Below are 26,286 nucleotides of genomic sequence, written 5' to 3'. Positions count from 1 at the left end.
TACGTGAAAAGCTTCGTTCTGTTTATTGGGTTATTCAGCGCGCTGTTTACCTTACCTGCGGCGGCAGTCGATCCTGCTGTTCGCTGGCAGCAGCCTGAGTTTATTCTGCAGGCCTTCAAAGAGGTGGCGCTGCGCAATGAATACAGCCTTCAAGGGCGTATGGTCAGACGCTGGAATAAACCAATACGGGTGTGGCTGGATCACCAAGTACCTGACGCTGAGGTACATACCAGTTTGGTAAATATGCACCTCAAGCATCTGTCCGAGATAACCGGTTTATCGATTAAGACAGTGAATCGTAAACAGGACGCTAACCTGATTATGGTTTTCACTAAGCAGTCTTTGTGGAAACGTCAGGTGGGTGAACTCTTTGGTAAGCGTGCGGAAAAGATCGTTCATGGTGCGGTTTGCATGGCGAACTTTCGAGTGAATGGTCGCTATGAGATCGATCAGGCGGCGGTAATTATTCCGGTCGATCAGGCAAGGATGCATGGAAAATTAGTTACCTGCATTGTGGAAGAGATTACGCAGGTGATGGGTTTGCCGAATGATTCGGAAAAGGTTTACCCCTCTATCTTTAATGATCGTACTCCAGAGACGCTGCTGTCTGGTTTAGATTACCTGCTGCTCAAGCTGCTCTATCAGCCAGTTATTAAACCGGGTATGACCGAAGAGCAAGCCTTACCCCTGTTGAAGAAGGTTATCTCAGAATGGCAGAGTGACGGTACAATTCAATCTGCTCATAAAATTGTTAAGCGCGGAGAACTCTATCCGCTGCTAGGTTACTAAGGAATTTGTATGTCGTTTTTGTGGATAAAAGTCTTTCATATTCTTGCGATGACCAGTTGGATGGCAGGTATCTTTTACCTTCCACGAATCTTTGTTCATTACGTAGAGGGGCGTGAAGCAGGCCAGGATGTTGCTCGATTAGAGATCATGGCCGGTAAGCTCTACGGCTTTATGAGTATTATGGCGATCTTCACCGTAGGCCTAGGCTTATGGCTGATGTTTGGCTACGGTATTGGTGGTGGCTGGATGCATGCAAAACTGACGTTTGTCGGTTTGCTAATCGGCTATCACTTCTGGTGTAAAGCGTACTTAAACAAAATGAGAGCGGGGACTTTAGATCGCAGTGGCCGTTACTTCCGTTTGTTTAACGAACTACCGTTACTGATCTTTATTCCGATTTTGATCTTTGTCGTTGTAAAACCGTTCTAATTCAGAACGATTGCAGCAAACGTTGGTAACTTAAGCTTTGTGCCTTGCCAGCGTTTGTTCAACGCGAGCGGCCAGTCGCTCAGCTCTCTCTTGAAGTTGCTCAACTTCATTGGTGAAAAGGTCCATCTCTGGACGTGTAGGGATAAACCTTACTTCTTCTTTCACAAACTCATCCAAGTTTTGGATAAAGCTAGAAGCACTGTTCTTATACCATTGAGCTTTCCAAGCCGTGTACAGAGCTACTTGGTGTGCTGGAAGGTCGCCAATCACATCACCTAGCATCGCTTCCCAATCGATTTGAGCGTCGCTCAGAATCTGTTGAAAGCGGGTAGCTAACGCGCTGTCACCGCTGACCTGAACCGTCTTACCAAACATTGCATCAGACTTATCTTTGCTGGTTAGCAGGGTGATAAAGTCGGCAGCGTTGCCACGAAGCGTTGTCGTCGGCTCATCGTTGAAAACTGATTGGATCTGAAGGCCATCGGCATTAGGCAATAGGTAAAGGTTTAGTGCAGGTGAAGTGCACTCAATCGCAATCACTTTGCCAGAGAGGCGCTCAAGATGTTGAAGGGTAACCGGGTCACGTTTGAGCAGTTGGTTGCATACCGTTTCTGCAGTCGTGAATAGGGTAGCTTGAAGCATCTCGAGCATGGGTTAAATCCTAAAAGGCGATTAAGGTTTGATACCTGTGTGTAGTGCTACGATACCGCCAGTCATATTCTGGTAGCGGCAGTTTGTCAGGCCCGCATTCTGCATCATACCTTTCAGTGTTTCCTGATCTGGGTGCATGCGGATCGACTCAGCCAAGTAACGGTAGCTATCAGCATCGCCAGCAATTGCAGACCCCATGTGCGGTAGGATATTGAACGAGTAGAAATCGTACGCTTTAGTGAGTAGTGGGTTATCTGTTTTAGAAAACTCCAATACCATCAACTTACCGCCCGGCTTAAGTACGCGTGCCATAGAGCGTAACGCTGCGTCTTTATCGGTTACGTTACGTAGACCAAATGCGATTGTGATCACATCGAAGGTGTTATCAGGGAATGGCAAGGCTTCAGCGTTTGCTTGAACAAACTCAACATTACCCGTTACGCCTTTATCCATCAGCTTGTCACGGCCAACTTTCAACATAGAGTCGTTGATGTCAGCAAGAACAACTTTACCTGTAGGACCCACAAGGCGAGAGAAACGCATTGTCAGATCGCCGGTGCCACCTGCGATATCTAGGATCGTGTTACCTGTACGAACGCCACTTTGCTCGATGGTGATTCGTTTCCAAAGACGGTGAACACCACCGGACATTAGATCGTTCATCAGATCGTATTTACCAGCAACACTGTGGAAGACATCAGCAACACGCTGTACTTTTTCCTCTTTTTTGACGTTTTCATAGCCAAAGTGAGTGGTGTTGTCGTTGCGTTGATCTGCCATATCCGGATGTCCTGAAAATCTTAGATTAGAGGGGGATTTTAACCTTATCCGCTGAAATTGTCTGCGATTGAAAAGGGATTATTTTAGGTAGAACTGACGTAGAAATAAAAAGGGCTATTAATGAATAGCCCTTTTAAGTATTTATTAACGATGTGGAAAGCTTATCGGCCGATAGCGATCATGCCGCCATCGCGTGATTCACCTGCATCAGCTAGTTTATCCAGATACTCTTGCCAATACTGATCGCGATTGTAAGCAAGGTCATGTAAGCAGTCCCACGTATAGATGCCGCTGTCATGACCATCATCAAACACAATCTTTAGAGCGTAATTGCCGCTAGGGATCAGCTCTTTAATACCCACATGCTTTTTACCTGTTTGCAGCACGCCATTGCCTATACCATGGCCGCGTACTTCAGCAGATGGGGAGTGCACGCGTAGGTACTCGGCACTTAGCTCAAAGGTTTTATCCTCATAGCTTAATTCCAGCGTGCGAGATTTCTTGTGCAGCTTAATCTGAGTCGGTAATGGTGCTTTAGACATCATCTAACTCCCTAATTAAAGGATCCAAATTACAGGATATAGTGGCTTAGGTCTTCGTCTTTGCTTAGCTCGCTAAGCTGCTGATCAACAAAAGCTTTGTCTACTTTAATTGTCTGACCAGAGCAGTCTGATGCTGCAAAAGAAAGCTCTTCGAGTAGACGTTCCATCATTGTGTGTAGACGACGTGCACCAATGTTCTCTGTGCTTTCGTTTACTTCAAATGCCAGTTCAGCCACACGATGAATACCTTCATCCGTAAACTCAACACCTACGCCTTCAGTACCCAGTAACGCTGTGTACTGATCAGTCAGCGACGCATTTGGCTCTTTCAGAATACGGCGGAAGTCTTCTGGTGTTAGAGCGTTTAGCTCAACACGGATAGGCAGACGACCTTGCAGCTCTGGAATCAAATCAGACGGCTTAGCCAAGTGGAATGCACCGGATGCGATAAACAGAATGTGGTCTGTTTTGATCATGCCGTACTTAGTGCTTACTGTGCAGCCTTCGATTAGCGGTAGCAGATCACGTTGTACACCTTCACGAGATACGTCACCACTGCTGTTAGAGCCGCCTTTGCAGACTTTATCGATCTCATCTAGGAAGACGATACCGTGCTGTTCAACTAGCTCAACTGCCGATTGTTTCAGCTCATCTTCTTTAACAAGGTTAGCTGCTTCTTCATCAGCCAGTGCTTTGAAAGCATCTTTGATCTTCAAGCGGCGAGATTGTTTCTTACCACCGCCCATGCCAGAGAACATGCTTTGCAGTTGGTTAGTCATCTCTTCCATGCCCGGAGGCGCCATGATCTCAACACCCATCTGTGGCTGAGCCACTTCGATGTCGATCTCTTTATCGTCTAGTTGGCCTTCACGTAGCTTTTTGCGGAATACCTGGCGCGTTGCGCTGTCTTCGCGCGTAGGTTCTTCACCAAAATTAGCTGGGCGTGCTGGTGGTAGAAGGGCATCAAGAATACGCTCTTCCGCTGCTTCTTCTGCCTGGAAGCGTACTTTATCCATCTCCTGCTCGCGCAGCATCTTGATCGACATATCAACCAAGTCACGGATGATGGTTTCTACGTCACGGCCAACATAACCGACTTCGGTAAATTTAGTTGCTTCAACTTTGATGAACGGTGCGTTAGCCAGTTTTGCTAGACGACGCGCGATCTCAGTTTTACCTACACCAGTAGGACCGATCATCAGGATGTTCTTTGGGGTCACTTCAGTACGCATCTCATCATCAAGTTGCATACGACGCCAGCGGTTACGTAGTGCGATGGCTACTGCGCGTTTCGCTTCGTCTTGGCCGATAATGTGACGATCCAGCTCGGATACAATTTCACGTGGTGTCATGTTAGACATTTTTAGCTCCTGTGGCTGGATTACTGAACTGAATCAAGTTCTTCGATGGTCAGGTTGCCGTTGGTAAAGACACAGATACCAGCAGCGATATGTAGGCTCTTCTCAACAATATCTTTAGCGGAAAGCTCAGTATTGTCAGTCAGTGCGCGAGCGGCAGCCAAAGCGAAGTTGCCGCCAGAACCTATAGCGATAACGCCATCTTCTGGTTCGATAATGTCGCCGCTACCAGAAATTAGGTAAGTTTTCTCTTTGTTGGCTACCAGCATCAGCGCTTCAAGTTTGCGAAGCACGCGGTCGCCACGCCACTCTTTCGCTAGGCTTACAACGGCATTGAAAATATTGCCTTGGTGTTTCTCTAGCTGAGCTTCAAAAAGATCAAGTAGGGTAATGGCGTCAGCGGTACTGCCGGCAAAACCGGTAATTACATCGTGCTTAGGCAGAAGGCGAACTTTACGTGCAGTGCCTTTCATTACAGTGTTGCCTAGCGATACTTGGCCATCACCGCCTACAACTACTTTATCGCCACGACGTACGGATACTATCGTTGTCATTATCTGCTCCTAATGGGAGTGAATCTTAAACAGTGCGCTATAAATCGATGAAACGTAATGCACTGTTTCTTTATAGGTTTAAAGAAAGATGGTGACTAAGAGATGAATTTCAAGGCTGTAAAAACAAAAAGCCCATCGACTTAAGGATGGGCTTTTGGCTTTTACTGTTTGATTCGCAAAGGCTGGATATTTTGCTGAACCAATTTATCGTAGGCTTTGGATAAGCGCGAGCGGTTATCGAATGGGCCAACACGTACCCGATACCATTGGGTGCCGTCTTTGCTGGTACTGATATTGGTGTGGACGTTTGGCAGTCCAAGCAGTATCAACTGAGCGCGCATTCTCTCTGCATCAGCTTTGGCCTTAAATGAGCCGGCTTGTAGCAGATACTTATGCTGAGTTTTGGCATCTTTTGGCGTGGATTTATACACATCCTTAGGTGCTTCAACTTCGCTCTCTTTAAGCATTTCGTAAAATTCGAAACGGCTCTTATCAGTCGACGTAGTCGACTTCTCAACAACAGGGGCCTGACTCTTAACCGGTTTCGATGGAGCTGGTTTTGGCTTTTCAGTCGTCTGAGCAGGCTTAGGTTTGCTGTTGGCCAGTGGCGTACTGGCTTCGCCAGGATCAACCTTAGTTAGGTTATACAAACCGTAACCAAGGCCGCCCAGCAGCAATAAGGTTAACGCCAACAGCCCAGTAGGAAAGCGCTTTTTCTGCTGTTTGGCAGGTGCTCTTTTTGGGGCAGGCTTAGCGCGGCTAGCTGAAGCTTTGCCACGCTTGGTTTTGGCGTAATCCTTGCGAGATGCCATCTACTTACATTTGCTCCGGTGCAGATACACCTAGTAGATCTAGGCCGTTTGCAAGTACGTGACGTACTGCTATAGCCAGTGTTAGGCGCGCGTTACGTACCTCGGCGTCTTCTACTAGAGTTTTCTCTGAGTTGTAGTAAGTGTGGAACTCAGCCGCTAGGTCTTTCAGGTAGTTAGCGATCTGGTGTGGTTCGCGAGCATTAGCTGCGTTCTTAACCACTTCTGGGTATTTGCCCAGATTGATCACTAGGTTCTTCTCAGATTCTAGTTCTAGCTTATCTAGTGCAGCGATGCCTTCTGCTTCGTTCCACTCCAAGTTGCCTTCGTTTAGTTTGCGGAAGATAGAGCAAACACGCGCGTGAGCGTATTGGATATAGTAAACAGGGTTGTCAGCAGACTGAGAACGCGCCAAGTCGATATCAAAGGTTAGATGGCTGTCAGACTTACGTGCTGCTAGGAAGTAACGGGTTGCATCGCGGCCTACTTCGTCGATTAAGTCGCGTAGTGTTAGGTAGCTACCGGCACGCTTGGAGATCTTAACCTCTTCACCACCGCGCATCACGGTAACCATCTGGTGAAGTACATAGTCAGGCCAGCCCTGAGGGATGTCTGCTTTAAGTGCTTGAAGACCTGCGCGTACACGTGTGATCGTGCTGTGGTGGTCGGCACCTTGTTCGTTGATTACCGTGTCGAAACCGCGCTGCCACTTATCAAGGTGGTAAGCCACGTCTGGTACGAAGTAAGTGTAACCGCCATCTTTCTTGCGCATTACACGGTCTTTGTCATCGCCAAAGTCCGTCGTACGCAACCAAAGTGCGCCGCCATCTTCGTAAGTGAAATCGTTTTCGATCAGCGTCTGAACCGCTGCTTCTACTTTACCTTCTGCGTAAAGAGAAGATTCTAGGAAGTAGACATCAAAATCTACTGCAAACGCTTTAAGGTCTAGATCCTGTTCGCGACGTAAGTAAGCAACAGCGAAGTGGCGGATAGATTCCAGATCATCTGCATCTTTAGCGCCAGTGAAAGACTGGTCTTCAGATACAACAGTGTCGCCAGCCATGTAGCTGTTCGCTAGGTCGATAATGTAGTCACCGCGGTAACCATCTTCAGGCCAGCTTGGATCATCCGGTGTTAGGTTTTTGCAGCGTGCTTGTACCGACAGCGCTAGATTGTTGATCTGTTGACCGGCATCGTTGTAGTAAAACTCACGTGTTACATCCCAACCATTCGCTTCCATGATGCGGCATAGGCAGTCACCTACTGCTGCGCCACGACCGTGACCGATATGTAGAGGGCCAGTCGGGTTTGCAGATACAAACTCAACCTGAACTTTTTTACCTTCGCCGTTATTGTTACGCCCGTAGTTGTTCTTCTGCTCTAGAATGTTTTTCAACAGAGAGCTAGTAGAAGCACCACTGATAAAGAAGTTAATGAAACCTGGGCCCGCAATTTCTGTGCGTTTTAGGTTGTCTGATGCTGGTAGTGCTTCAACCAATTTCTCAGCCAGTTGGCGAGGGTTGCAGCGAGCTGGTTTAGCTAATGTCAGAGCGATGTTAGAAGCGTAGTCACCATGAGATTTATCACGGGTGTTTTCCACCATGATTTTAGGTTCTACGTCGGCAGGCAAAGTGCCATTTTCAATCAGTGTCTTCAGGGCGGAGTCAATCAGCTCTGCAATTATCTCTTTCATTAGCGTACAAATACCGTTTGAAGTAAGTCGGTGAGCCCAAGGTCGACCTATTTGATCGGTTGGGGCTTCAGAAGAACCGCGTATTATCCCTGTAAAACCTGCCTATGTTAAGAGCTGAAAGGCGAGATCTGCTTAAAAAGTATCCGCTGGATCGACATCTATAGACCAGCGTACTTTTCGGGACTCTTTATTTTGCTCTAGATACCAGCACAGGTTGGCTAATAACTGATGAAGCGCTTTACGATTTTGCGCATAGATCATCAGCTGTGCTCGATGCATGCCTGCGCGTTTTTCCATAGGCGCAGGGAAAGGTCCGATCCAATGGGCATCTTGTGGCAGCAGCATGTCATCTTCCAGCTGCTGCCTAATCGCACTCAAAAACGATTCTGCGCGACCATTCTGTGTCGTTTCTGCTCGGAGCAATGCGTAGTTAGTAAACGGCGGTAGTTGCGCCATTTTACGGTTATGCAGCTCCTCTTGAGCAAATGCGCTGTAGCCATGCTGAACCAGCGTTTGCAGAGTTGGGTGGTCCGCATGATAGGTCTGCATCATGACTGTGCCCGCATGGTCTGCACGCCCAGCGCGTCCTGCAACTTGTAGAATTAACTGTGCTGTTCGCTCCATGCCACGGAAATCGGCGCTAAATAAGCCGCTATCGGCATTGATGATCGCAACCAGTGTTACCCGTGGGAAGTGGTGTCCTTTGGCGAGCATCTGCGTGCCCACCAGAATACAGGGATCACCACTGTTTACCTGATTCATGATCTCCTGCATCGCGTTCTTTCGCTGAGTACTGTCGCGATCGACGCGAATCACCGGGAAGTGCGGGAAAAGTTTTTGCAGTGCTTGCTCACTGCGCTCAGTTCCTACGCCAACCGGCTGCAGTTGGTCACTGTTACATTCAGGACAACGGTGAGGAATAGCAGCTTGTTTGTCACAGTGGTGACAGTGCAGATGCGCAGGGCGTTGATGCAGAGTCATGTGGGCATCACAGCGGGTGCAATCTGCTATCCAGCCGCAATCATGACAGGTCAATGTCGGTGAGAATCCGCGGCGATTCAAAAACACTAGAACCTGTGTACCACTTTCTAGATGCTTCTTTATGTTCAGTATTAGCTGTGGTGAAAGGCCATCTGATAAGTTCTCCTGCCGGATATCCAGTAACCTGAATTCTGGTGGGGAGGAGTTACCCGCGCGTTGAGTGAGTTTGAGCCAGTGATAGCGGTCATCGATCGCGTTTTGTAGCGTCTCTAAAGACGGCGTGGCACTACCTAAAACGATAGGAATATCTTCGGCACGAGCACGAACGACCGCCAAATCGCGAGCGGAATAGCGGAAGCCGTCTTGTTGCTTAAACGATGCATCATGTTCTTCATCAATAATAATGATGCCGGGTGCTTTCATCGGCGTGAAAATAGCCGAACGGGTACCAATAATAATTCGCGCAATACCTTCGCGCGCTTGTAACCATGCATCCAAACGTTGGCGATCGGTTAAATTGGAGTGCAGGGCAACAATAGGTACGCTAAAGCGTTGCTGAAAGCGTGTCACTGTTTGTGGCGTTAAACCGATCTCTGGCACGAGCACTAAGGCTTGTTTACCTTCATTAATGATTCTCTCGATCGCTTGTAGGTAAACCTCGGTTTTACCTGAGCCAGTAACCCCTTCTAATAGACAGGCGTTAAAAGCATTAAATTGAGCGATCTGCTTTACGCAATTATCTTGTTCTTCATTTAAAGGAAGAGGCGACTCATGCAGTATCGGACCTGTGTGCTGTTTGTGTTCGCGCTTAAATGATTCGGCGAGCTGCTTCTCTTGTAAGGTTTTAAGGGTGGCAGTCTGCCCGCCTTCTGCACGGAAAGCATCGGCGCTGATCCCTTGAGGATGATCGAGTAATAGCTGCATCGCCTCTAATTGACGTTTTGCATTGCTCTTGATTGCGCTTAAACAAGCGCCTTCAGCGGCGCGCCACAACGTTTCGTGTTGATATTCGCAGGCTTGGCCTTTACGCAGTAAAACCGGCAATGCTTGTTGCAGGGCATCGCCCTCTGGGTGCTGATAATAGCTTGCAGACCAGCGCGCTAGTTTAAACAGGTGAGCAGGTAGAGGCGGTGAGTCATCTAAGATCTGTGAAGCACTTTTAAGCTTGTTATGATCAAACTCACTGCTTTGCGCCACCTCGACTAAAATACCAATGACTTCCCTGTTCCCAAACGGAGCTAGAACGCGAATGCCGGGCTTTAATGAAAGCGGGTCGGTCCCTTCAGGGCAGTGGTAATCGAACAGTCTGCGTAGGGGGCTAGGAATGGCAAGCCGTAAAATGCTCATATATGCTTAAATTGCTCACTTTTTGAACGGTTTTAAGTTGCGCAGCATTATATCGATGCGTATAATTCGCCGCCTACTTAACGTACCAGTTATTTTACTGGTAGTTTAAATCAATGCGGTGCCTGGCAGAAGATCAGGTGGCGGCATGAATATAATGAGGTTTGTCATGAAAGCTGGTATCCATCCGGAATACACAGAAATTTCCGCTACTTGTTCTTGCGGTAACGTTGTAAAAACTAAGTCCACTGTAGGCAAAGACATGCACTTGGACGTTTGCTCCGCTTGCCACCCTTTCTACACTGGTAAGCAGAAAGAAGCGACTTCTGGTGGTCGTATCGATCGCTTCAACAAGCGTTTCGGCGGTCGCGGCATGAAAAAATAAGTGATGTCACTTATGAGAATTTTGAAAAAGGCGCTCCCATTGTGGTGCGCCTTTTTTGTTTCTGGTTACAGTGCTGTCGTTATCGCGGCTCAGTGTGAACAACCTCGTCATGCTGAAACGGTAAACATTGCACATATCTACGATGGCGATACGGTAAAACTGACTGATGGCCGTCGTATTCGCCTTATCGGTATCAATACCCCAGAAACAGCCAAGGAAGACAAACCTGCCGAAGCCTATGCTGATCAAGCAACCGCTCACCTGAAAAACTTATTAAAAGGCGCTGATGTTGCGTTAGTGGTAGGTAAAGAACCAAAAGATCGCTACAAACGTTGGTTGGCACATCTTTATGCTGACGGTCAGCATGTTGGGGAATCACTGCTTGAAAACGGTTTTGCCTACCATATAGCGGTACCGCCGAATCTTGGATATCTTGATTGCCTCAAATCTGCTGAACAGCGTGCGGTCGAAGCGAAGCTTGGGTTATGGAAGCAAGCTCCTATTCGAGATGTAGCTTCGCTAAAAAATCGTGAGTCAGGCTTTAGAATCTTAAACGGTAAAGTTAAAGCGGTTAAAAAGATCCGTTCTGGTTGGATTTTAGAGATTGGTGACGAATTAGCTGTGAAATTTAGCCCTATTGTTGCAGAGCAGCTAGGCGGCAGGTTAAAAATTGAAGATTTGAAAGGTAAAGCCATTACCGTTAGGGGCTGGATTAAGCCGAAAAGTCATAACGCACCTGCACACTACCAGCCTTGGTTGATGAGCATTAGCCACTCTGCACATATACAGCATTAAACGTTGATCCTATCTTTTTACGACTTCTTAGCAGGTTTTTTTAGTACTTTAGGTTTAACCTAAAGAAAAAAAGCCTGTTGCAGGTGCGGAATAGTTGTTCGGCAAATCTGTTTTCTATATAGTTCTGTGTTCGACTTTTTAACTAGATTGGAACAGCAGCTATGTCTGATGATATGAAACAAGCCGCTCTTGATTACCATGAGTTCCCACGTCCAGGTAAAATCAGTGTGGAACTGTCTACAGACGCTGAGTCTCAGCGTGATCTTTCCTTGGCATACAGCCCGGGTGTAGCAGAGCCGGTTCGTGAAATCGCAAAGGATCCTGAAAATGCATACCGTTACACGGCTAAAGGTAACTTAGTCGCAGTAATTTCTAACGGTTCTGCAATTCTAGGTCTAGGTGACTTAGGTCCATTGGCTTCTAAGCCAGTAATGGAAGGTAAAGCACTGCTGTTCAAGCGCTTCGCTGGCCTTGATTCTATCGATATCGAAGTTGACGCTGAAAGCCCACAAGCATTCATCGACACTGTTGCGCGCATCGCGGACACTTTCGGTGGTATCAACCTAGAAGATATCAAAGCTCCAGAATGTTTCGAAATCGAACGTGTTCTGATCGAGCGTTGTAATATCCCTGTATTCCACGATGATCAGCACGGTACAGCTATCGTAACAGCTGCTGGCATGATCAACGCACTAGAAGTAGCTGGCAAGAAGCTAGAAGAAGCTTCAATCGTATGCCTAGGCGCTGGTGCTGCAGCTCACGCTTGCATGAAGCTGCTAGTGAACATGGGTGCTAAGATCGAAAACATCTACATGATCGACCGTACAGGTGTTATCCACTCTGGCCGTGAAAACCTAACACCAGAAAAAGCAGCGTTCGCGTCTGAAACAGACAAGCGTACTCTAGACGATGCTATCGACGGTGCTGACGTGTTTGTTGGTCTATCTGGTCCTAACCTGCTTTCTGCTGAACAGCTATCTAAAATGGCTGCTAACCCAGTTGTATTCGCATGCGCTAACCCAGATCCAGAGATTCGCCCAGAACTTGCTCACGAAACTCGTGACGACGTTATCATGGCGACAGGTCGTTCTGACTTCCCTAACCAGGTAAATAACGTACTTGGCTTCCCATTCATCTTCCGTGGCGCAATGGACGTTCGTTCTACTGCAATCAACGAAGAGATGAAAGAAGCAGCTGTACGCGCGCTTGCTGAGCTGGCTAAGACTCCAGTTCCTCAGGACGTACTTGATGCTTACGGTCTAGACTCTCTAGAGTTCGGTCGTGACTACATCATCCCTAAAGCAACAGACGCTCGTCTACTAGGCGCTGTATCTACTGCAGTTGCTCAAGCAGCGATCGATTCTGGTGTTGCGCGTCTGCCACTACCAGACAACTACCCACTGTCTTAATCGACACTGGCGTACTAAAAAAACCGGCTTAGGCCGGTTTTTTTGTGCCTGAAGAAAACTATAAAAAAATACAGTTTTTTGCGCGAAATTTAACAAATTAAGAATTTTTCCTAGTTTCAGAAACAGGATTATTCAGTAAGCTAGCGCTTAGGTAATAAATCTAGGTATACGATCATGGAAGATGACAAAAGATCCTGCAGTAACTGTGAAAGGCAAGAAAAGCTCGGCTTTCCACATGCTGACCTAAAGTTGATTAGCTCAATCCCTGAAAGCTCGATCTATCGCTGTGAATGCTGTGGTGCATTCTGGATTCACGATGGCGAAGACGGCTGGGAAAATCTGGACTTCGACACCCTTTGGGGTCTTGCCTGCTAACGCAGTAACCAGATAGAAAAAGACGTATTAAAAAAGCCCTGCTAGTTTTGCTAGCAGGGCTTTTTTGTATTTGGTGGAGATGGCGGGGGTCGAACCCGCGTCCGTCAATCCTCCGCCTCAAGATCTACATGTTTAGGTTTCTCTATTGAGTTAACCCGTCACGACCCGAGAACCAGGGTGTTATGGGCGAGCCTTTTTAGTTTTAGCCGTTCAGCTTAAGGCGAAGCATCCGGGCGATTCTGTCTCGAATGATACCGCAAAATCCTTTAGTTACAGACACCTGAAGGAGCGGCACAAGCTGACTTATGCAGCTAGAGCGTAGTTATCGTCGTTAGCAACTATAACTGTGTAGTGAGGGATTTACGAGATTCACTACGTTCTCGACATGCACCTAAGGTTTTGTAATCAGCGTCGAAGCCAAGTCATCCCCAGATAGCTCGCAAGTATACCTATTGTGTTGGGTATAGACGAGTAGATTTGTAGCTTCGACCTAATTTTTTTGCGCAAGTTCCTTTGGGGGCTTCATAGGAGAGGCTGAAAGGGTTTTGAAAGTGTAGCCGTGATTGAAATGGCGATCGATAAAGAAGGGAGATTCAGAGCAAAGGTTGGAATATGGCAGCTATTTAGCTGCCATGAGACGTTGTTTCTGACGGGCCCAGTCTTTGTCTTTATCTGCGGCACGTTTGTCGTGTTGTTTCTTGCCTTTACCTAGTGCGATTTCGCATTTGATGCGATTGCCTTTCCAATAAAGGGCAAGTGCAACGCAGGTGAAACCTTTGGCATTGGTCGCGTTGATGATGTTGACCAGCTCGCGGTGATTCAGCAGAAGTTTGCGATCACGGGTGGGGTCTGCGACTACATGGGTGCAAGCGGTTTTAAGCGGAGTAAAATGCGCACCGACTAACCAAGCTTCGCCTTTGTGGATAACCACGTAGGATTCCACCAGTTGCGCGCGTCCTTCGCGAAGGCTTTTTACTTCCCAGCCCGTCAATACGAGGCCTGCTTCGAATTTATCCGAAATTAGGTATTCGTGACGTGCTTTTTTATTTTGACAAATTGTGTTGCCCGATGGGGCTTTCTTTTTCTTGGCCATGGCGGGCGATTATATAGATCAGGCTTGCTAAGGGAAAGCGCCTTGCAATCAGGGAAAACTATTTCTATTTGTTCATCTGCTTCTACAAAGTTCTGAATGTGCAATCTGCACAATAAAAAGCTCTGTTTTTGCTATCTAAAACAGGGGAAATCCCTAAAGTTATGGGGAGCTAGCGGGGTGTGCACTTTTTGAGCAGTCAACGATGTACTTAATAAGGAAAAAGTGAAAGAATTTGCGTTTTTTCGCGACTAACCCCCCAGAAGAGTAGCAGTTCATGCAGGAAAAGAAGTCTATCCACGGTGCTTGGGCATCTCGTTGGATCTTTATTTTGGCGGCCACTGGTTCGGCAGTTGGCTTAGGTAATATTTGGAAGTTCCCATATATTGCGGGCGAAAATGGTGGCGGTGCGTTCGTACTGGTATACCTTGTCTGTATCTTGATGGTTGGTGTGCCAATCATGATGGCAGAGGTCTTCATCGGTCGACGTGGTAGACAAAGTCCTATCAATGCTATGAAAGATGTGGCGATAGAAGCCAATCATTCAGGGAAATGGTCATTTGTTGGTTGGATGGGTGTCCTAGCCGGCTTTATGATCTTCTCGTTCTACTCTGTAGTTGCGGGTTGGGTGCTTTATTACATTGCTGGTATGGGTACTGGCGATTTCATTGCGATTGGTAGTGATGATGCGGGTAAAGTCTTCAATGACTTACTGGCTGATCCTCAGACATTGCTGATCTGGCATACGATCTTTGTTGCAATGGTAATGGTGGTTATCGTTGGTGGCGTTAAGAAAGGTCTTGAGAACGCTGTTAAGTTATTGATGCCTGCGCTATTTATCCTTCTATTGATCATGCTTGGTTACTCCATGCAGACAGAAGGCTTCTCTCAAGGTTTTGATTTCCTATTCCACTTCGACTTCTCTGAACTGAGTTGGAATGCTGTATTGATCGCGCTAGGTCACTCATTCTTCACCCTATCCTTGGGTATGGGTGCGATTATGGCGTACGGTTCATACATGCCTAAGAAGACCTCTATCGGTGGCTCTGTAATTACAATCGCTGCAATGGATACAATTGTTGCTTTGATTGCTGGTTTGGTTATCTTCCCGATCGTATTTGCTAACGGCATGGATCCTGGTGCAGGTCCTGGTCTGATGTTTGTGACGCTGCCTGTTGCTTTCGGTCAGATGCCTGGTGGTCAGATCTTTGGTTTCGTATTCTTCTTGCTTGTAGGTATTGCAGCTTGGACTTCGGCTATCTCTCTAATCGAACCAGCAGCTGCTTGGTTGGTTGAGAAGTTTGGTTGGAGCCGTGTTCCAGCGTGTATCGTACTAGGTCTGGTTGTTTGGGGCTTAGGTATCGCTGCGCTAGGTTCTTTCAACTTCATCTCCGACTTCAAGATGATGGGCTTCAATGTCTTTGATTTCCTAGACTTTATGACGGCTAATGTCATGTTGCCATTGGGTGGATTGTTCATCGCAATCTTCGCGGGTTGGTTTGTAACTCGTAAAATGGCCGAAGATGAATTGGCAATCTCCTCTCCTTTACTGTTCAATGCATGGTATATTGCGCTGTGATATGTATCGCCAGTAGCGGTAGCTGTAATCTTTATTCTCAACCTAGTTGAGAAGTTGAAGTAAAGGAATGAAAAAAAGGCATGACTCAGGTAGATCGCAGTGCATTGGTTTTGCACACTGCAGAAGAGATGTTTGATCTTATAAATGATGTAGAACGATATCCTGAGTTTTTGCCCTGGTGCGCTAGCACCGAGATTATAAGTCGCACCGACGATGAGTTGGTTGCGACTTTATTCCTTTCTAAAGGTGGCTTGAAATATAGCTTTACCACCCGAAATCAGCTTAACCGCCCTGTAAGCATGACGCTTGAATTGGAAGAGGGGCCCTTTTCTCGTTTGAGTGGAGTGTGGGATTTCAAACCGCTGAGTGATGAAGCGTGTAAAGTAAGCTTAAGCTTACAGTTTGAGTTCTCGGGTAAAATTGCTTCTATGGCGATGAGTAAGGTCTTTAACCAAGTTGCAACGACTATGGTTGATGCCTTCGTAACCCGCGCAGACCAAGTATACGTTTAAGAGAAAGTGTCACTATGAATGTTGAAGTCGCTTATGCCCTTCCTACAGAGCAAAAAATCATAGCGTTGACTGTAGCTGATGATTGCACTGCTTATGATGCGGTTATTCAGTCTGGCATTGTGGAGCTTTATCCACAGATCGATCCTGAGAATGATCCAATGGGTATTTTTGCTAAAGCAATCAAAAACCCTAAAGAGACGATTTTGCGGGAAGGTCAGCGTGTTGAGATCTATCGCCCTTTGATTGCTGATCCGAAGGAAGCAAGGGCTAAGCGCGCAGCTAAGGTGAAAGCAAAGAAAGAAGCTGAATAAGCTGCACGCCTGCGTAGCTAAGGCTTAGCTGCGCTTACCACCTGGACGGAAGTCTCCGTTTAAGCCATTTAGCTTGCCATCTGTGAAGTACAGAGAGATGCGCTCTTTGTTATAGCTACCATCGTCACCACTTTTCTTAGTGTATAGGTAATCCCAGCGGCCTTCGTGAAAGGTGTCAGTGATTAACGGTGAGCCCATGATAAAGCGAACTTGGCTTTGGCTCATACCTGGACGAAGCTGATCTACCATCTCTTGAGTAACAACATTGCCCTGCGGGATGTCGATTTTATAAACACCTGGGAAACCAGAACAACCGGCTAGAGTGAGCGCTACAGTAAAAGTTGTAGCAATTAGTAGTTTTTGCATCAGAATTTTGCTTCCACTATTGTGCGTAAATGCGGATAATAAAGTTTCGTGCGCTATTGAACAAGCAATTCAGCTCACGCATGATTAAGTAATCACCAACAGCTTAGAGAATAAATAACTATGTCACTTGAAAATCAGGAACTAAGAAAAGCAGGTCTGAAGGTAACTTTACCTCGTGTAAAAATTTATCAGATCCTAGAACAAGCGGGTGAGGGTGATCACTTCAGCGCTGAAGATATTTATAAGTTGCTGATGGAAAAAGGTGAAGATGTTGGTTTGGCAACCGTTTACCGTGTACTAACTCAGTTTGAAGCGGCTGGTTTAGTAACGCGTCACCACTTCGAAGGCGGCCACTCTGTATTTGAATTGGCGCGTGATGAAGAGCACGACCACATTGTTTGCGTAAAAAGTGGCATCGTAAAAGAATTTAACGATCCTCGTTTGAATGAGCTTCTAAACGAGATCGCTGAGTCTATGGGCTTTACTGTAACTGACCGTACTATTTACCTATACGGCGTACATAAAGACGCAGACGAAAAATAAGCAGTACTTGCTCTGGTGACAACTAAAAAGCCCGCTACTAGCGGGTTTTTTAGTGTATGGAATACCCTTCCAAAAACTATGTGTATGGGCTTGAGATCTAGCTTGCTTGCGCGAGCATCTCTTTAGCATGCTCGATAGAGCGTTCTGTAATATCGATCCCACCTAGCATACGTGCAACCTCTTGAACGCGGCGATCGGCGCTAAGCTGGTTGATCTGCGTGTGAGTGGTCTTTTTATCTGTCTGTTTACTCACAAATAGGTGCTGATGGCCTTGGCTCGCGACTTGCGGTTGATGGGTTACACACAGGATCTGTGCTTTTTCACCTAGCTGTCTTAATAAGCGCCCCACGACTTCGGCAATAGCGCCGCCAATGCCTACATCGACTTCATCAAAAATTAGGGTTGAAGTGGTGGAGGTTTGTGCTGTGATGACTTGGATCGCTAGACTGATACGTGAAAGCTCACCACCGGATGCGATTTTTCCTAATGGTTTTGGTGGTTGGCCTGCATTGGTAATAATCAGGAACTCCACCTCTTCTAAGCCGTGCAGACTCGGTTTATCTAACGCCGTTAATGCAACAGACATCTGTGCAGATGGCATACCCAGATTGTGTAGTTGCTGATCAACCAACTTGCCTAATTTTTTCGCGGCAGTGGATCGCTTAGCACTTAGCTTGTTGGCGTAAGCAAGGTATTCTGATTTAGCGCTTTCGACATCAATAGCGAGTTGGTCTAATTCTTCGTCAGAGCGACTTAGGCTGGATAGCTCTTGGCTGAGGGATTGATGGAACTCACAAAGTTCAGCTGGGGTGATGCGGTGTTTCCGCGCAATTTCGTAGATAGTCGATAAACGCTCCTCGACATCTTGCTGTCTGCTCGGGTCCACATTCACACGATCCATATAGTGGCGGATCTCGTTGCTGGCTTCTTCAACTTGGATCAATGCCGAGTTCAGCATCTCGTTGGCTTGCCTAACAGAAGGCGATTCCGATTGGATTTCTGATAGCAACTGCAGGCAGTGATTTATCTGTTGTACGCAGTTGGCTTCATCGCTATCACTGGCTAGGTTAATCAGTTGATGGCCTGTGTTCAGAATGTTCTCAGCATTGGCTAAGGTTTTTTGCTCTTCTTCCAGTTGTTTTAATTCACCATCGGCTAATGCTAGCTGGTCTAACTCTTCAATCTGATAGCTTAATAGCTGCACTCGCGCAGTTTGTTCGGCACTCTGTTCAGATAGGCGTTTTAGCTCGCTAGCGAGTTTATGCCATTGTTGGTAGCTATTCTGAACTTGGCTAACCAGTTTGGTTTGTCCGGCAAAGTTGTCTAATAGTGTGCGGTGATGATCTTTTTTCAGTAGTCGCTGGTGCTCATGTTGACCATGGATGGCAATAAGCAGCTCGCCAAGGCTTTTTACTAGACTGGCAGGTGATGGGCGACCGTTGATATAGCAGCGAGAACGCCCCTCTTTAGTGATCACTCTGCGCAGTATGCATTCACCGTCATTGTCTAAATCATTCTCTGACAGCCATTGAGAGGCTTCAGGGATGCTATCTATGTTGAAGCTTGCTGTAATGTCGGCTTTCTCAGCGCCTTGACGTACGGCGCCGCTCTCTGCGCGATTACCTAAGGCAAGGCCTAGAGCATCGAGCATAATCGATTTACCTGCGCCTGTTTCACCGCTCACCACGGTCATACCCTGGCTTAGTTCCAGATCAAGGTGATCAACAATGGCAAAGTCACAAATAGATAATTGATTCAGCATAGTAAAATACATGTGTTTTTATACAGTGGTTTCTGTATAAGTCATATTTTGGTCGGATGCAATCTTTATCTGAAATTAGCGTAAAAAAATCGAATTTATCCGTTGAAAGTGATCTCTTTGTCCCCATATTCAAGAGCAATTGATATTAACACCCAACAGACGCCCTCGAGTTTATTGAATGGGCTGGCTGGAGAACACAATGGCAAACGAAGAACTGAACCCAGTAGAAGAGCAGAAAGTTGAGCAACCAGAAGAGGTTGTAGCAGCAGAAGCACAAGAAGAAAACGCTGAGCAAGGCGAAGCGGAACAGGTTGCTGCAGAAGAGACTGCTCAAGATGCGGACAAATTGGCGGCTGACTTGGCTGCAGCAGTAGCTGAGGTTGAGACGCTGAAAGATCAGATGCTACGTGTTCAGGCTGATGCTCAGAATGTTCGTCGTCGTGCTGAACAGGATGTAGAAAAGGCGCACAAGTTTGGCGTAGAGAAGTTTGCCAACGAAATGTTGCCAATCGTCGATAGCCTAGAACGTGCTATCGAAGCCTTCGGTGATGACGAAGCGGTTAAGCCAATGAAAGAAGGCGTTGAGATGACCATGAACATGTTCCTGTCTGGTTTGGCTAAATTCCAGATGGAGCAAGTTAACCCGATGGGCGAAGCATTTGATCCTGCACTACACCAAGCGATGTCTATGGTTGAGTCGCCAGATGCGAAGCCAAATACAGTTATTGCAGTAATGCAGAAAGGTTACACATTGCACGGCCGTTTAGTGCGCCCTGCGATGGTTGTTGTAGCTAAAGCTTAAGGTACGTTAGACAAATTTAATTTTGGTTTCGGCCTTGAAACCCTGCGAAACGTACTTATATAGATTTCATACTGACTAGTAAGTCACTTATAGAATTAATCACTGTCCGTCATAACGGGCAGCTTAGAAAGAATTGGAGCAGATACAAATGGGTAAAATCATCGGTATTGATTTAGGAACTACAAACTCTTGTGTTTCTATCCTAGACGGCGATACATCTAAAGTAATTGAAAATGCTGAGGGTGATCGTACTACACCTTCTATCATCGCTTACGCTGATGAAGGTGAAATCTTAGTTGGTCAGCCTGCAAAACGTCAGGCGGTTACTAACCCAGACAACACGCTATTTGCTATCAAGCGTCTTATCGGTCGTCGTTTTAAAGATGATGTTGTACAGAAAGACATCAAAATGGTGCCATACAAAATCGTTGAAGCTGACAACGGTGATGCTTGGGTTGAGGTTAAAGGTGAGCAGTTAGCTGCACCTCAGATCTCTGCAGAAATTCTGAAGAAAATGAAGAAGACTGCAGAAGACTACCTAGGCGAGACAGTAACAGAAGCGGTTGTAACTGTACCAGCTTACTTCAACGATGCTCAGCGTCAGGCGACTAAAGATGCGGGTAAAATCGCGGGTCTAGAAGTTAAGCGTATTATCAACGAGCCAACTGCTGCTGCACTTGCATACGGCATGGACAAGTCTAAAGGCGACAAAACTATCGCTGTATATGACCTAGGTGGTGGTACTTTCGATATCTCTATCATCGAGATCGCTGAAGTAGATGGCGAGCACCAGTTCGAAGTATTGTCTACAAACGGTGATACGTTCCTAGGTGGTGAAGACTTCGACTTACGTTTGATCGAGTTCTTGGCTGATGAGTTCAAGAAAGACACAGGTATCGATCTACACAATGATCCACTAGCCCTACAGCGTTTAAAAGAAGGTGCTGAGAAAGCTAAAGTTGAACTGTCTTCTGCACAGCAGACTGACGTTAACCTACCTTACATCACAGCTGATGCTACAGGTCCAAAACACCTTAACGTTAAGATCACGCGTGCGAAGCTAGAATCTTTGGTTGAGGAATTGGTTACTCGTTCCCTAACGCCTTGTAAGATCGCTCTACAAGATTCTGATCTAAGCGCATCTGAAATCGACGAAGTTATCTTGGTTGGTGGTCAGACTCGTATGCCAATGGTTCAGGAAAAAGTTGCTGAATTCTTCGGTAAAGAAGCACGTAAAGACGTTAACCCTGACGAAGCTGTAGCAATGGGTGCGGCGATTCAAGGTGCGGTACTAGCAGGTGACGTTAAAGACGTTCTACTACTAGACGTAACGCCTCTAACGCTTGGTATCGAAACTATGGGTGGCGTAGCTACTCCAGTAATCGAGAAGAACACGACTATCCCAACTAAGAAGTCTCAGATCTTCTCTACTGCAGATGACAACCAGAACGCTGTAACAATTCACGTTGTACAGGGTGAGCGTAAGCAAGCGGCACAGAACAAATCTCTAGGTCGTTTCGACTTGGCTGAGATCCCACCAGCACCACGCGGTGTGCCTCAGATCGAAGTAACTTTCGACCTTGATGCCAACGGTATCCTTAACGTATCTGCGCAGGATAAAGCGACTGGCAAACAGCAGTCTATCGTAATCAAAGCCTCTTCTGGTCTGAGCGATGACGAGATCGATCAGATGGTTAACGACGCAGAAGCACACGCTGAAGAAGATAAGAAGTTCGAAGAACTGACTACAGCGCGTAACCAAGGCGATGCAATGGTTCACTCTGCTAAGAAGACAATGGAAGAAGCGGGCGATAAAGCGACTGACGAAGAGAAAGCGGCTGTTGAAGCAGCAACTGCTGAACTTGAAGAAGTGCTTAAAGGCGACGACAAAGACGCTATCGAAGCTAAAACTACTGCACTTACTGAAGCGATCTCTGGTGTTGCTCAGAAGATGTACGCAGAAGCTGCACAGCAAGCAGAAGCTGAGCAAGGTGCAGGCGGTGCTGAACAGCAACAAGCTGGCGGTAACGATGATGCAGTAGACGCTGAGTTCGAAGAAGTTAAAGACGACAAAAAATAAGTCGCCTTTAGCTGAATAGAGCTAAATAAGCGTAGAACTTTGCAGTGTTGAACGACACTGCAAAGTCGAATTACTCGGCACCGCGGGCTCTATGCCCGCGTTGTCATATCCGGCGTAAAGCTGAAAACAGTGTTGTGACTGTATAGTGTAGTGACCATGTCAAAACGAGATTATTACGAAGTATTGGGTGTATCTAAAGATTCATCTGATCGCGATATCAAGAAAGCTTTCCGCCGTATGGCGATGAAATATCATCCGGACCGTAACCCGGACGATACGGAAGCAGAAGATAAGTTCAAAGAAGTAAACGAAGCTTACGAAGTGTTATCTGACGCTCAGAAGAAAGCTGCGTACGATCAATACGGTCATGCCGGTGTCGATCCGAACATGCGTGGTGGTCACGGTGGCGGCTTTGACGGTAACTTCTCTGATATCTTTGGCGATGTATTTGGCGATATTTTCGGTGGCGGCGGTGGTCGCGGCGGCCGTAGCTCGGTACAACGTGGCGCTGACTTACGCTACAACATGGAGATGACTCTGGAAGAGGCCGTTCGTGGTGTCGAAAAGAGCATTCAAGTACCTACACTAGTCGAATGCGAAACTTGTGATGGTTCCGGTGCTAAGCCTGGTACATCTGCAAAGATTTGTGGTACTTGTGGCGGTCAAGGCCAAGTGCGTATGCAGCAGGGTTTCTTCTCTGTGCAGCAGACTTGTCCAACCTGTCATGGTGAAGGCAAGGTAATTTCTGATCCGTGTACTGACTGTCATGGTCATGGCCGTAAAGAGAAAACTAAGACGCTTAACGTTAAGATCCCAGCAGGTGTTGATACAGGCGATCGTATCCGTCTAGCGGGTGAAGGCGAAGCGGGTACTCACGGTGGTCCAGCAGGCGATCTATATGTACAAGTGCATGTTAAAGATCACCCTATCTTTGAGCGTGATGGTAAACACTTATACTGCGAAGTGCCGATCAGCTTTGTTGATGCAGCATTGGGCGGTGAGCTAGAAGTACCAACCCTTGATGGTCGTGTTAAGTTGAAAGTACCTTCCGAAACGCAGACCGGAAAAATGTTCCGTCTACGTGGTAAGGGTGTAGCACCTGTACGCGGTGGGTCTACCGGCGATCTTCTGGTTAAAGTGGTTGTCGAAACACCTGTTAAGCTAAGTAGTCGCCAGAAAGAATTATTGCGTGAGTTCCAAAATGAAATGGAGCTGGGTACGCATAAACACAGCCCGAAGAAGCACGGTTTCTTTGATTCTGTGAAAAAGTTTTTTGAAGATATGACCTAATTTTAAGGGGCATTTATTGCCCCTTAAATTTTTATAAGAATGGGGATGGCATGAGCCAGAATCCAGAATGCCCAACTTGGCTTTGGGATGAAATTACGGCAGAAGCCGAACGTGAAGTTATTGAAGAACCTGTGTTGGCGGGGTTTTATCACGCTAATATTTTAGGGCATCAAAGCTTGTGTTCGGCTTTAGCTTATCTGCTGAGCCGTAAGCTGCATGATGATGCGGTGCCAGCAGTGACTTTTCGTCTAGTGATCGAAGAAGTATTTCGTGAAGCACCAGAGATCTTGCAGGCGGTATGTGCTGATATAGCTGCGGTACGTACGCGAGACCCTGCAATCGATAAATATGCGACTGTATTGCTGTATCTTAAGGGTTTTCATGCAATTCAGGCATATCGTGTGGCTCACTATATGTGGAATAAAGGCCGTAAGAGCATGGCGCTTTATATCCAGAGTAGAGTTAGTTGTGTGTTGCAGGTTGATATTCACCCTGCGGCTAAAATCGGTCATGGCGTAATGTTTGATCACGCAACAGGTATTGTTGTGGGTGAAACCAGTGTGATCGAGAATGATGTTTCTATCCTGCAATCTGTAACCTTAGGCGGTACAGGTAAAGATTGCGGTGATCGTCATCCGAAAATTCGTGAAGGCGTTATGATAGCAGCGGGTGCCAAGATCTTCGGTAACATCGAAGTGGGCTCAGGTGCCAAAGTAGGTGGCGGAAGTGTTGTGTTGGATGATGTGCCAAGGCATACAACAGTTGTCGGCGTACCTGCCCGTGCTGTTGGTCATCCTCAGTGCGACAAACCGGCATTGGATATGGACCAGAATATCCTTCACGACAAAAACAAATAAGAGCGGAAACTTACATGATTAAAGTAGCAGTTACTGGCGCAGCCGGTCGTATGGGTAAAGCAAATATCGAAGCGCTACAGATGGCTGAAGGCATCGAATTAGGTGCTGCCATTGTTGAGCCTGATAGTTCTTTGATCGGCGCAGATGCCGGTGAAGTCGCAGGTGTTGGTAAGCTAGGCGTTAAGATTGTTGGCTCTTTGCATGAAGCGGTTGCTGACTTTGACGTGTTAATCGACTTTACTGCACCAGAAGTCACTCTTGAGAATGTTCGTTTCTGTACTACTCACGGTAAACAAGTTGTTATCGGTACGACAGGCCTGACTGACGAGCAGAAAGAAGTGTTAGAGAAGGCTGCTGAGAGCGTTGCCATTGTATTTGCACCAAACATGAGTGTTGGTGTGAATTTGTGCTTCAAGTTGCTTGAGATCGCAGCTAAAGCGCTAGGTAACGATGATTACGATATCGAAGTGATCGAAGCTCACCACCGTCACAAAGTGGATTCTCCTTCTGGTACTGCTCTACGTATGGGGGAAGTGGTTGCTGATGCGTTGGGTCGTGATCTTAAAGAATGTGCTGTATATGGTCGTGAAGGTCAGGTGGGCGCGCGTCCTCGTGGTGAAATCGGTTTTGAAACGATCCGTGCTGGTGATGTGGTAGGTGACCATACTGTGCTATTTGGTACAGAAGGTGAGCGTATCGAGATCACGCACAAGGCGAGTAACCGTCTAACCTTTGCTAAAGGCGCTGTACGTGCTTGTAAGTGGTTAGCAGCTAAAGAGAATGGTCTGTACGATATGCAGGATATTCTTGGTCTGAAATGATTTTAGATCTAATTAAAAAAGCCGCTGTTGATCAGCGGCTTTTTTATTCACACATAACAGTGTTACGGCCATCTTCCTTAGCTTTATACAACATCTCATCTGCTCGGCTAATCATCTGACTGAAATTGTCGTCGGCGCGTTCTATCAGGCCGATACTCACAGTGACAGGTAATACCTGATCTGCGAATACAAATTCAGTGTCATGCACTAAGGTGCAGAAATGCTGCATCAAAATTTCTGCTTGTTCTAGATTTAAGCCGCATAACAAAACACAAAACTCTTCCCCGCCAATACGGGCATGTAAAAAGCGGTTAAAGGATCGGTCGAGCAAGGTGGCCATCTGTGTTAGTACTGCATCGCCAGCGTCATGGCCGTGGTTGTCGTTGATCTGTTTAAAGAAGTCCAAATCCAGCATGGCTAAGCAGGCTTTATTTTGTGATTGTGCTAATAACTTTTCAGACTGCTCGAACAAGTAACGACGGTTATGTAGACCCGTGAGAAAGTCGCGGTTAGCAGCATCTTTTATTTGAGCGACTAACTCCATCTGCTCGATGTTATGCATCACCCGACAGTGAAGCTCTTCATAGTTAAACGGCTTGGTGAGAAAGTCATTAGCACCACTTTTAATAAACTTGGCTGATAGGGAGGGGCTGTCGGCAGCAGATATACCGATAATTTTCAGTTCCGAAGTTTCGTATTCGCGTCTAATTGCTTGTACCAACTCAATGCCATTCATATTTGGCATTTCATAGTCGGTAAGAATCAGTTTGATCTCTGGGTCTTGCTGCAGCTTAACTAAGCCTTCTTGGCCATCACAAGCTTCAATTACGTGGTAAAGATGTTTTTCGAGTTGTCTGCGTACTAATGATCTATATGAGGAGGAGTCTTCAACCAGAAGTACTTTGATATTTTGGTTTTTAAGCAGACGGTGAACGAGCTGAATGGCATATTCGTAGGAGAAGCGGCTTTCTTTGATGATGTAATCGACAATGCCATATTGCAGCAGTGTTTCCCGTTTCTGATCATCATAACTGCCAGTAAGCACAATGGTGGGAATCTGTTTTTCCAGTGTCAAATCGACCACTTCGCCATTAGGTGCATCGGGTAGGTTTAGATCAACGAGTGCCGCAAAGATATCTTCATACAGATCGATCTTTTCCTGAGCCAGCTTAAGGCTGTCACAAAAAACTGCTTCCAGCGGCAGGTCTGAGGTTAGAAACAGCCTCTGTAATACACGGCTGACCATCTGGCTATCTTCAACGACAAGAACTTTCATATCTAAACTCAAAATAGATGCGATTAATGTCTGGGTTAGCACACCGTTCCATAGTGTCATTTATGATCGCGTAATTGAAGACAGAAACCGCCCCAAACCGCGA

General features: G+C 46.6%; 27 protein-coding genes and 1 other RNA gene. 15 read left to right on the top strand and 13 right to left on the bottom strand.

Annotation, left to right across the window (positions count from 1 at the left end):
- Nucleotides 1-3: 3 nt before the first annotated feature.
- A complete protein-coding gene (locus ACMXYV_RS16145) occupies nt 4-789 on the top strand; it encodes a DUF2927 domain-containing protein (protein ID WP_415889462.1) in 786 nt (261 codons plus the stop codon).
- Between the two features lie 9 nt (nt 790-798).
- Nucleotides 799-1,218: a CopD family protein gene (locus ACMXYV_RS16140; protein WP_415889461.1), complete on the top strand. Its 420-nt coding sequence runs from the start codon at nt 799-801 to the stop codon at nt 1,216-1,218.
- 30 nt (nt 1,219-1,248) lie between these two features.
- Here the strand turns inward: ACMXYV_RS16140 and ACMXYV_RS16135 are convergent, their stop codons facing one another.
- From ACMXYV_RS16135 to ACMXYV_RS16100, 8 genes are all read right to left on the bottom strand, one after another.
- Entirely contained in the window at nt 1,249-1,869 is a 621-nt protein-coding gene (locus ACMXYV_RS16135) for an SCP2 domain-containing protein (protein ID WP_415889460.1), read from the bottom strand.
- A 21-nt stretch (nt 1,870-1,890) separates the two neighbouring features.
- Nucleotides 1,891-2,649, bottom strand: a complete 759-nt coding sequence (gene ubiE / locus ACMXYV_RS16130) for a bifunctional demethylmenaquinone methyltransferase/2-methoxy-6-polyprenyl-1,4-benzoquinol methylase UbiE (RefSeq protein ID WP_415886030.1) — start codon at nt 2,647-2,649, stop codon at nt 1,891-1,893.
- A gap of 161 nt (nt 2,650-2,810) precedes the next feature.
- The gene (locus tag ACMXYV_RS16125) at nt 2,811-3,191 is read right to left on the bottom strand and encodes a gamma-butyrobetaine hydroxylase-like domain-containing protein (protein WP_415889459.1); all 381 of its coding nucleotides are present in this window, start codon (nt 3,189-3,191) and stop codon (nt 2,811-2,813) included.
- Between the two features lie 29 nt (nt 3,192-3,220).
- A complete protein-coding gene (gene hslU / locus ACMXYV_RS16120) occupies nt 3,221-4,552 on the bottom strand; it encodes an ATP-dependent protease ATPase subunit HslU (protein ID WP_415889458.1) in 1,332 nt (443 codons plus the stop codon).
- Nucleotides 4,553-4,572: 20 nt separating this feature from the next.
- The gene (hslV, locus tag ACMXYV_RS16115; protein ID WP_415882631.1) at nt 4,573-5,103 is read right to left on the bottom strand and encodes an ATP-dependent protease subunit HslV; all 531 of its coding nucleotides are present in this window, start codon (nt 5,101-5,103) and stop codon (nt 4,573-4,575) included.
- A gap of 161 nt (nt 5,104-5,264) precedes the next feature.
- Nucleotides 5,265-5,915: an SPOR domain-containing protein gene (locus ACMXYV_RS16110; protein WP_415889457.1), complete on the bottom strand. Its 651-nt coding sequence runs from the start codon at nt 5,913-5,915 to the stop codon at nt 5,265-5,267.
- Between the two features lie 4 nt (nt 5,916-5,919).
- On the bottom strand, nt 5,920-7,605 hold the full coding sequence (gene argS, locus ACMXYV_RS16105) for an arginine--tRNA ligase (RefSeq protein WP_415889456.1): 1,686 nt from the start codon (nt 7,603-7,605) through the stop codon (nt 5,920-5,922).
- 132 nt (nt 7,606-7,737) lie between these two features.
- Complete coding sequence (locus tag ACMXYV_RS16100; RefSeq protein WP_415889455.1) at nt 7,738-9,933, bottom strand: primosomal protein N'; 2,196 nt, start codon at nt 9,931-9,933, stop codon at nt 7,738-7,740.
- Between the two features lie 166 nt (nt 9,934-10,099).
- On the opposite strand from ACMXYV_RS16100, the gene rpmE reads away from it, so the two are divergent.
- The 4 genes from rpmE (at nt 10,100) to ACMXYV_RS16080 (ending at nt 12,894) form a co-directional block, all read left to right on the top strand.
- A complete protein-coding gene (gene rpmE, locus ACMXYV_RS16095; RefSeq protein WP_415891460.1) occupies nt 10,100-10,315 on the top strand; it encodes a 50S ribosomal protein L31 in 216 nt (71 codons plus the stop codon).
- A 12-nt stretch (nt 10,316-10,327) separates the two neighbouring features.
- Entirely contained in the window at nt 10,328-11,110 is a 783-nt protein-coding gene (locus ACMXYV_RS16090) for a thermonuclease family protein (RefSeq protein WP_415889454.1), read from the top strand.
- A gap of 161 nt (nt 11,111-11,271) precedes the next feature.
- The gene (locus ACMXYV_RS16085) at nt 11,272-12,519 is read left to right on the top strand and encodes a malic enzyme-like NAD(P)-binding protein (protein WP_415889453.1); all 1,248 of its coding nucleotides are present in this window, start codon (nt 11,272-11,274) and stop codon (nt 12,517-12,519) included.
- A gap of 174 nt (nt 12,520-12,693) precedes the next feature.
- Nucleotides 12,694-12,894, top strand: a complete 201-nt coding sequence (locus ACMXYV_RS16080; protein ID WP_415889452.1) for a hypothetical protein — start codon at nt 12,694-12,696, stop codon at nt 12,892-12,894.
- Nucleotides 12,895-12,965: 71 nt separating this feature from the next.
- Here the strand turns inward: ACMXYV_RS16080 and ssrA are convergent.
- Nucleotides 12,966-13,324: a transfer-messenger RNA gene (gene ssrA, locus ACMXYV_RS16075) on the bottom strand.
- A gap of 189 nt (nt 13,325-13,513) precedes the next feature.
- The gene (smpB, locus tag ACMXYV_RS16070) at nt 13,514-13,987 is read right to left on the bottom strand and encodes an SsrA-binding protein SmpB (RefSeq protein ID WP_415889451.1); all 474 of its coding nucleotides are present in this window, start codon (nt 13,985-13,987) and stop codon (nt 13,514-13,516) included.
- 274 nt (nt 13,988-14,261) lie between these two features.
- Here smpB and ACMXYV_RS16065 point away from each other — a divergent pair, with 274 nt between their 5' ends.
- The 3 genes from ACMXYV_RS16065 (at nt 14,262) to ACMXYV_RS16055 (ending at nt 16,386) form a co-directional block, all read left to right on the top strand.
- Nucleotides 14,262-15,563, top strand: coding sequence for a sodium-dependent transporter (locus ACMXYV_RS16065; RefSeq protein WP_415889450.1), 1,302 nt, complete (start codon nt 14,262-14,264; stop codon nt 15,561-15,563).
- Between the two features lie 80 nt (nt 15,564-15,643).
- The gene (locus ACMXYV_RS16060) at nt 15,644-16,075 is read left to right on the top strand and encodes a type II toxin-antitoxin system RatA family toxin (protein WP_415882588.1); all 432 of its coding nucleotides are present in this window, start codon (nt 15,644-15,646) and stop codon (nt 16,073-16,075) included.
- 14 nt (nt 16,076-16,089) lie between these two features.
- Nucleotides 16,090-16,386, top strand: coding sequence for an RnfH family protein (locus ACMXYV_RS16055; protein WP_415882587.1), 297 nt, complete (start codon nt 16,090-16,092; stop codon nt 16,384-16,386).
- 24 nt (nt 16,387-16,410) lie between these two features.
- Here ACMXYV_RS16055 and ACMXYV_RS16050 read toward each other — a convergent pair whose 3' ends face one another.
- The gene (locus tag ACMXYV_RS16050; RefSeq protein WP_415889449.1) at nt 16,411-16,752 is read right to left on the bottom strand and encodes an outer membrane protein assembly factor BamE; all 342 of its coding nucleotides are present in this window, start codon (nt 16,750-16,752) and stop codon (nt 16,411-16,413) included.
- 120 nt (nt 16,753-16,872) lie between these two features.
- Between ACMXYV_RS16050 and fur the strand changes: the two genes are divergently transcribed.
- Nucleotides 16,873-17,295, top strand: a complete 423-nt coding sequence (gene fur / locus ACMXYV_RS16045) for a ferric iron uptake transcriptional regulator (protein ID WP_415889448.1) — start codon at nt 16,873-16,875, stop codon at nt 17,293-17,295.
- A gap of 97 nt (nt 17,296-17,392) precedes the next feature.
- On the opposite strand, the gene recN is transcribed toward fur, so the two are convergent.
- Nucleotides 17,393-19,057, bottom strand: coding sequence for a DNA repair protein RecN (recN, locus tag ACMXYV_RS16040; protein ID WP_415889447.1), 1,665 nt, complete (start codon nt 19,055-19,057; stop codon nt 17,393-17,395).
- A gap of 199 nt (nt 19,058-19,256) precedes the next feature.
- On the opposite strand from recN, the gene grpE reads away from it, so the two are divergent.
- The 5 genes from grpE to dapB all read left to right on the top strand — a co-directional run bounded on the left by grpE (nt 19,257) and on the right by dapB (nt 24,907).
- On the top strand, nt 19,257-19,859 hold the full coding sequence (grpE, locus tag ACMXYV_RS16035; protein WP_415889446.1) for a nucleotide exchange factor GrpE: 603 nt from the start codon (nt 19,257-19,259) through the stop codon (nt 19,857-19,859).
- A 148-nt stretch (nt 19,860-20,007) separates the two neighbouring features.
- Nucleotides 20,008-21,939, top strand: a complete 1,932-nt coding sequence (gene dnaK / locus ACMXYV_RS16030) for a molecular chaperone DnaK (RefSeq protein WP_415882582.1) — start codon at nt 20,008-20,010, stop codon at nt 21,937-21,939.
- Between the two features lie 156 nt (nt 21,940-22,095).
- A complete protein-coding gene (gene dnaJ, locus ACMXYV_RS16025; protein WP_415889445.1) occupies nt 22,096-23,229 on the top strand; it encodes a molecular chaperone DnaJ in 1,134 nt (377 codons plus the stop codon).
- A gap of 50 nt (nt 23,230-23,279) precedes the next feature.
- Nucleotides 23,280-24,086: a serine O-acetyltransferase gene (gene cysE / locus ACMXYV_RS16020; protein WP_415885993.1), complete on the top strand. Its 807-nt coding sequence runs from the start codon at nt 23,280-23,282 to the stop codon at nt 24,084-24,086.
- A gap of 14 nt (nt 24,087-24,100) precedes the next feature.
- Nucleotides 24,101-24,907 (top strand): 4-hydroxy-tetrahydrodipicolinate reductase, encoded by an 807-nt coding sequence (dapB, locus tag ACMXYV_RS16015; protein ID WP_415882579.1) that lies wholly within the window; start codon nt 24,101-24,103, stop codon nt 24,905-24,907.
- A gap of 43 nt (nt 24,908-24,950) precedes the next feature.
- Here the strand turns inward: dapB and ACMXYV_RS16010 are convergent, their stop codons facing one another.
- Complete coding sequence (locus ACMXYV_RS16010; RefSeq protein WP_415889444.1) at nt 24,951-26,243, bottom strand: diguanylate cyclase; 1,293 nt, start codon at nt 26,241-26,243, stop codon at nt 24,951-24,953.
- Nucleotides 26,244-26,286: the final 43 nt, after the last annotated feature.

This window comes from Neptuniibacter sp. SY11_33 (assembly GCF_047778025.1).
GTDB lineage: Bacteria > Pseudomonadota > Gammaproteobacteria > Pseudomonadales > Balneatricaceae > Neptuniibacter.
Note: the sequence above shows the minus strand (reverse complement) of the source record. Positions and strands in the feature narration are given on the sequence as shown.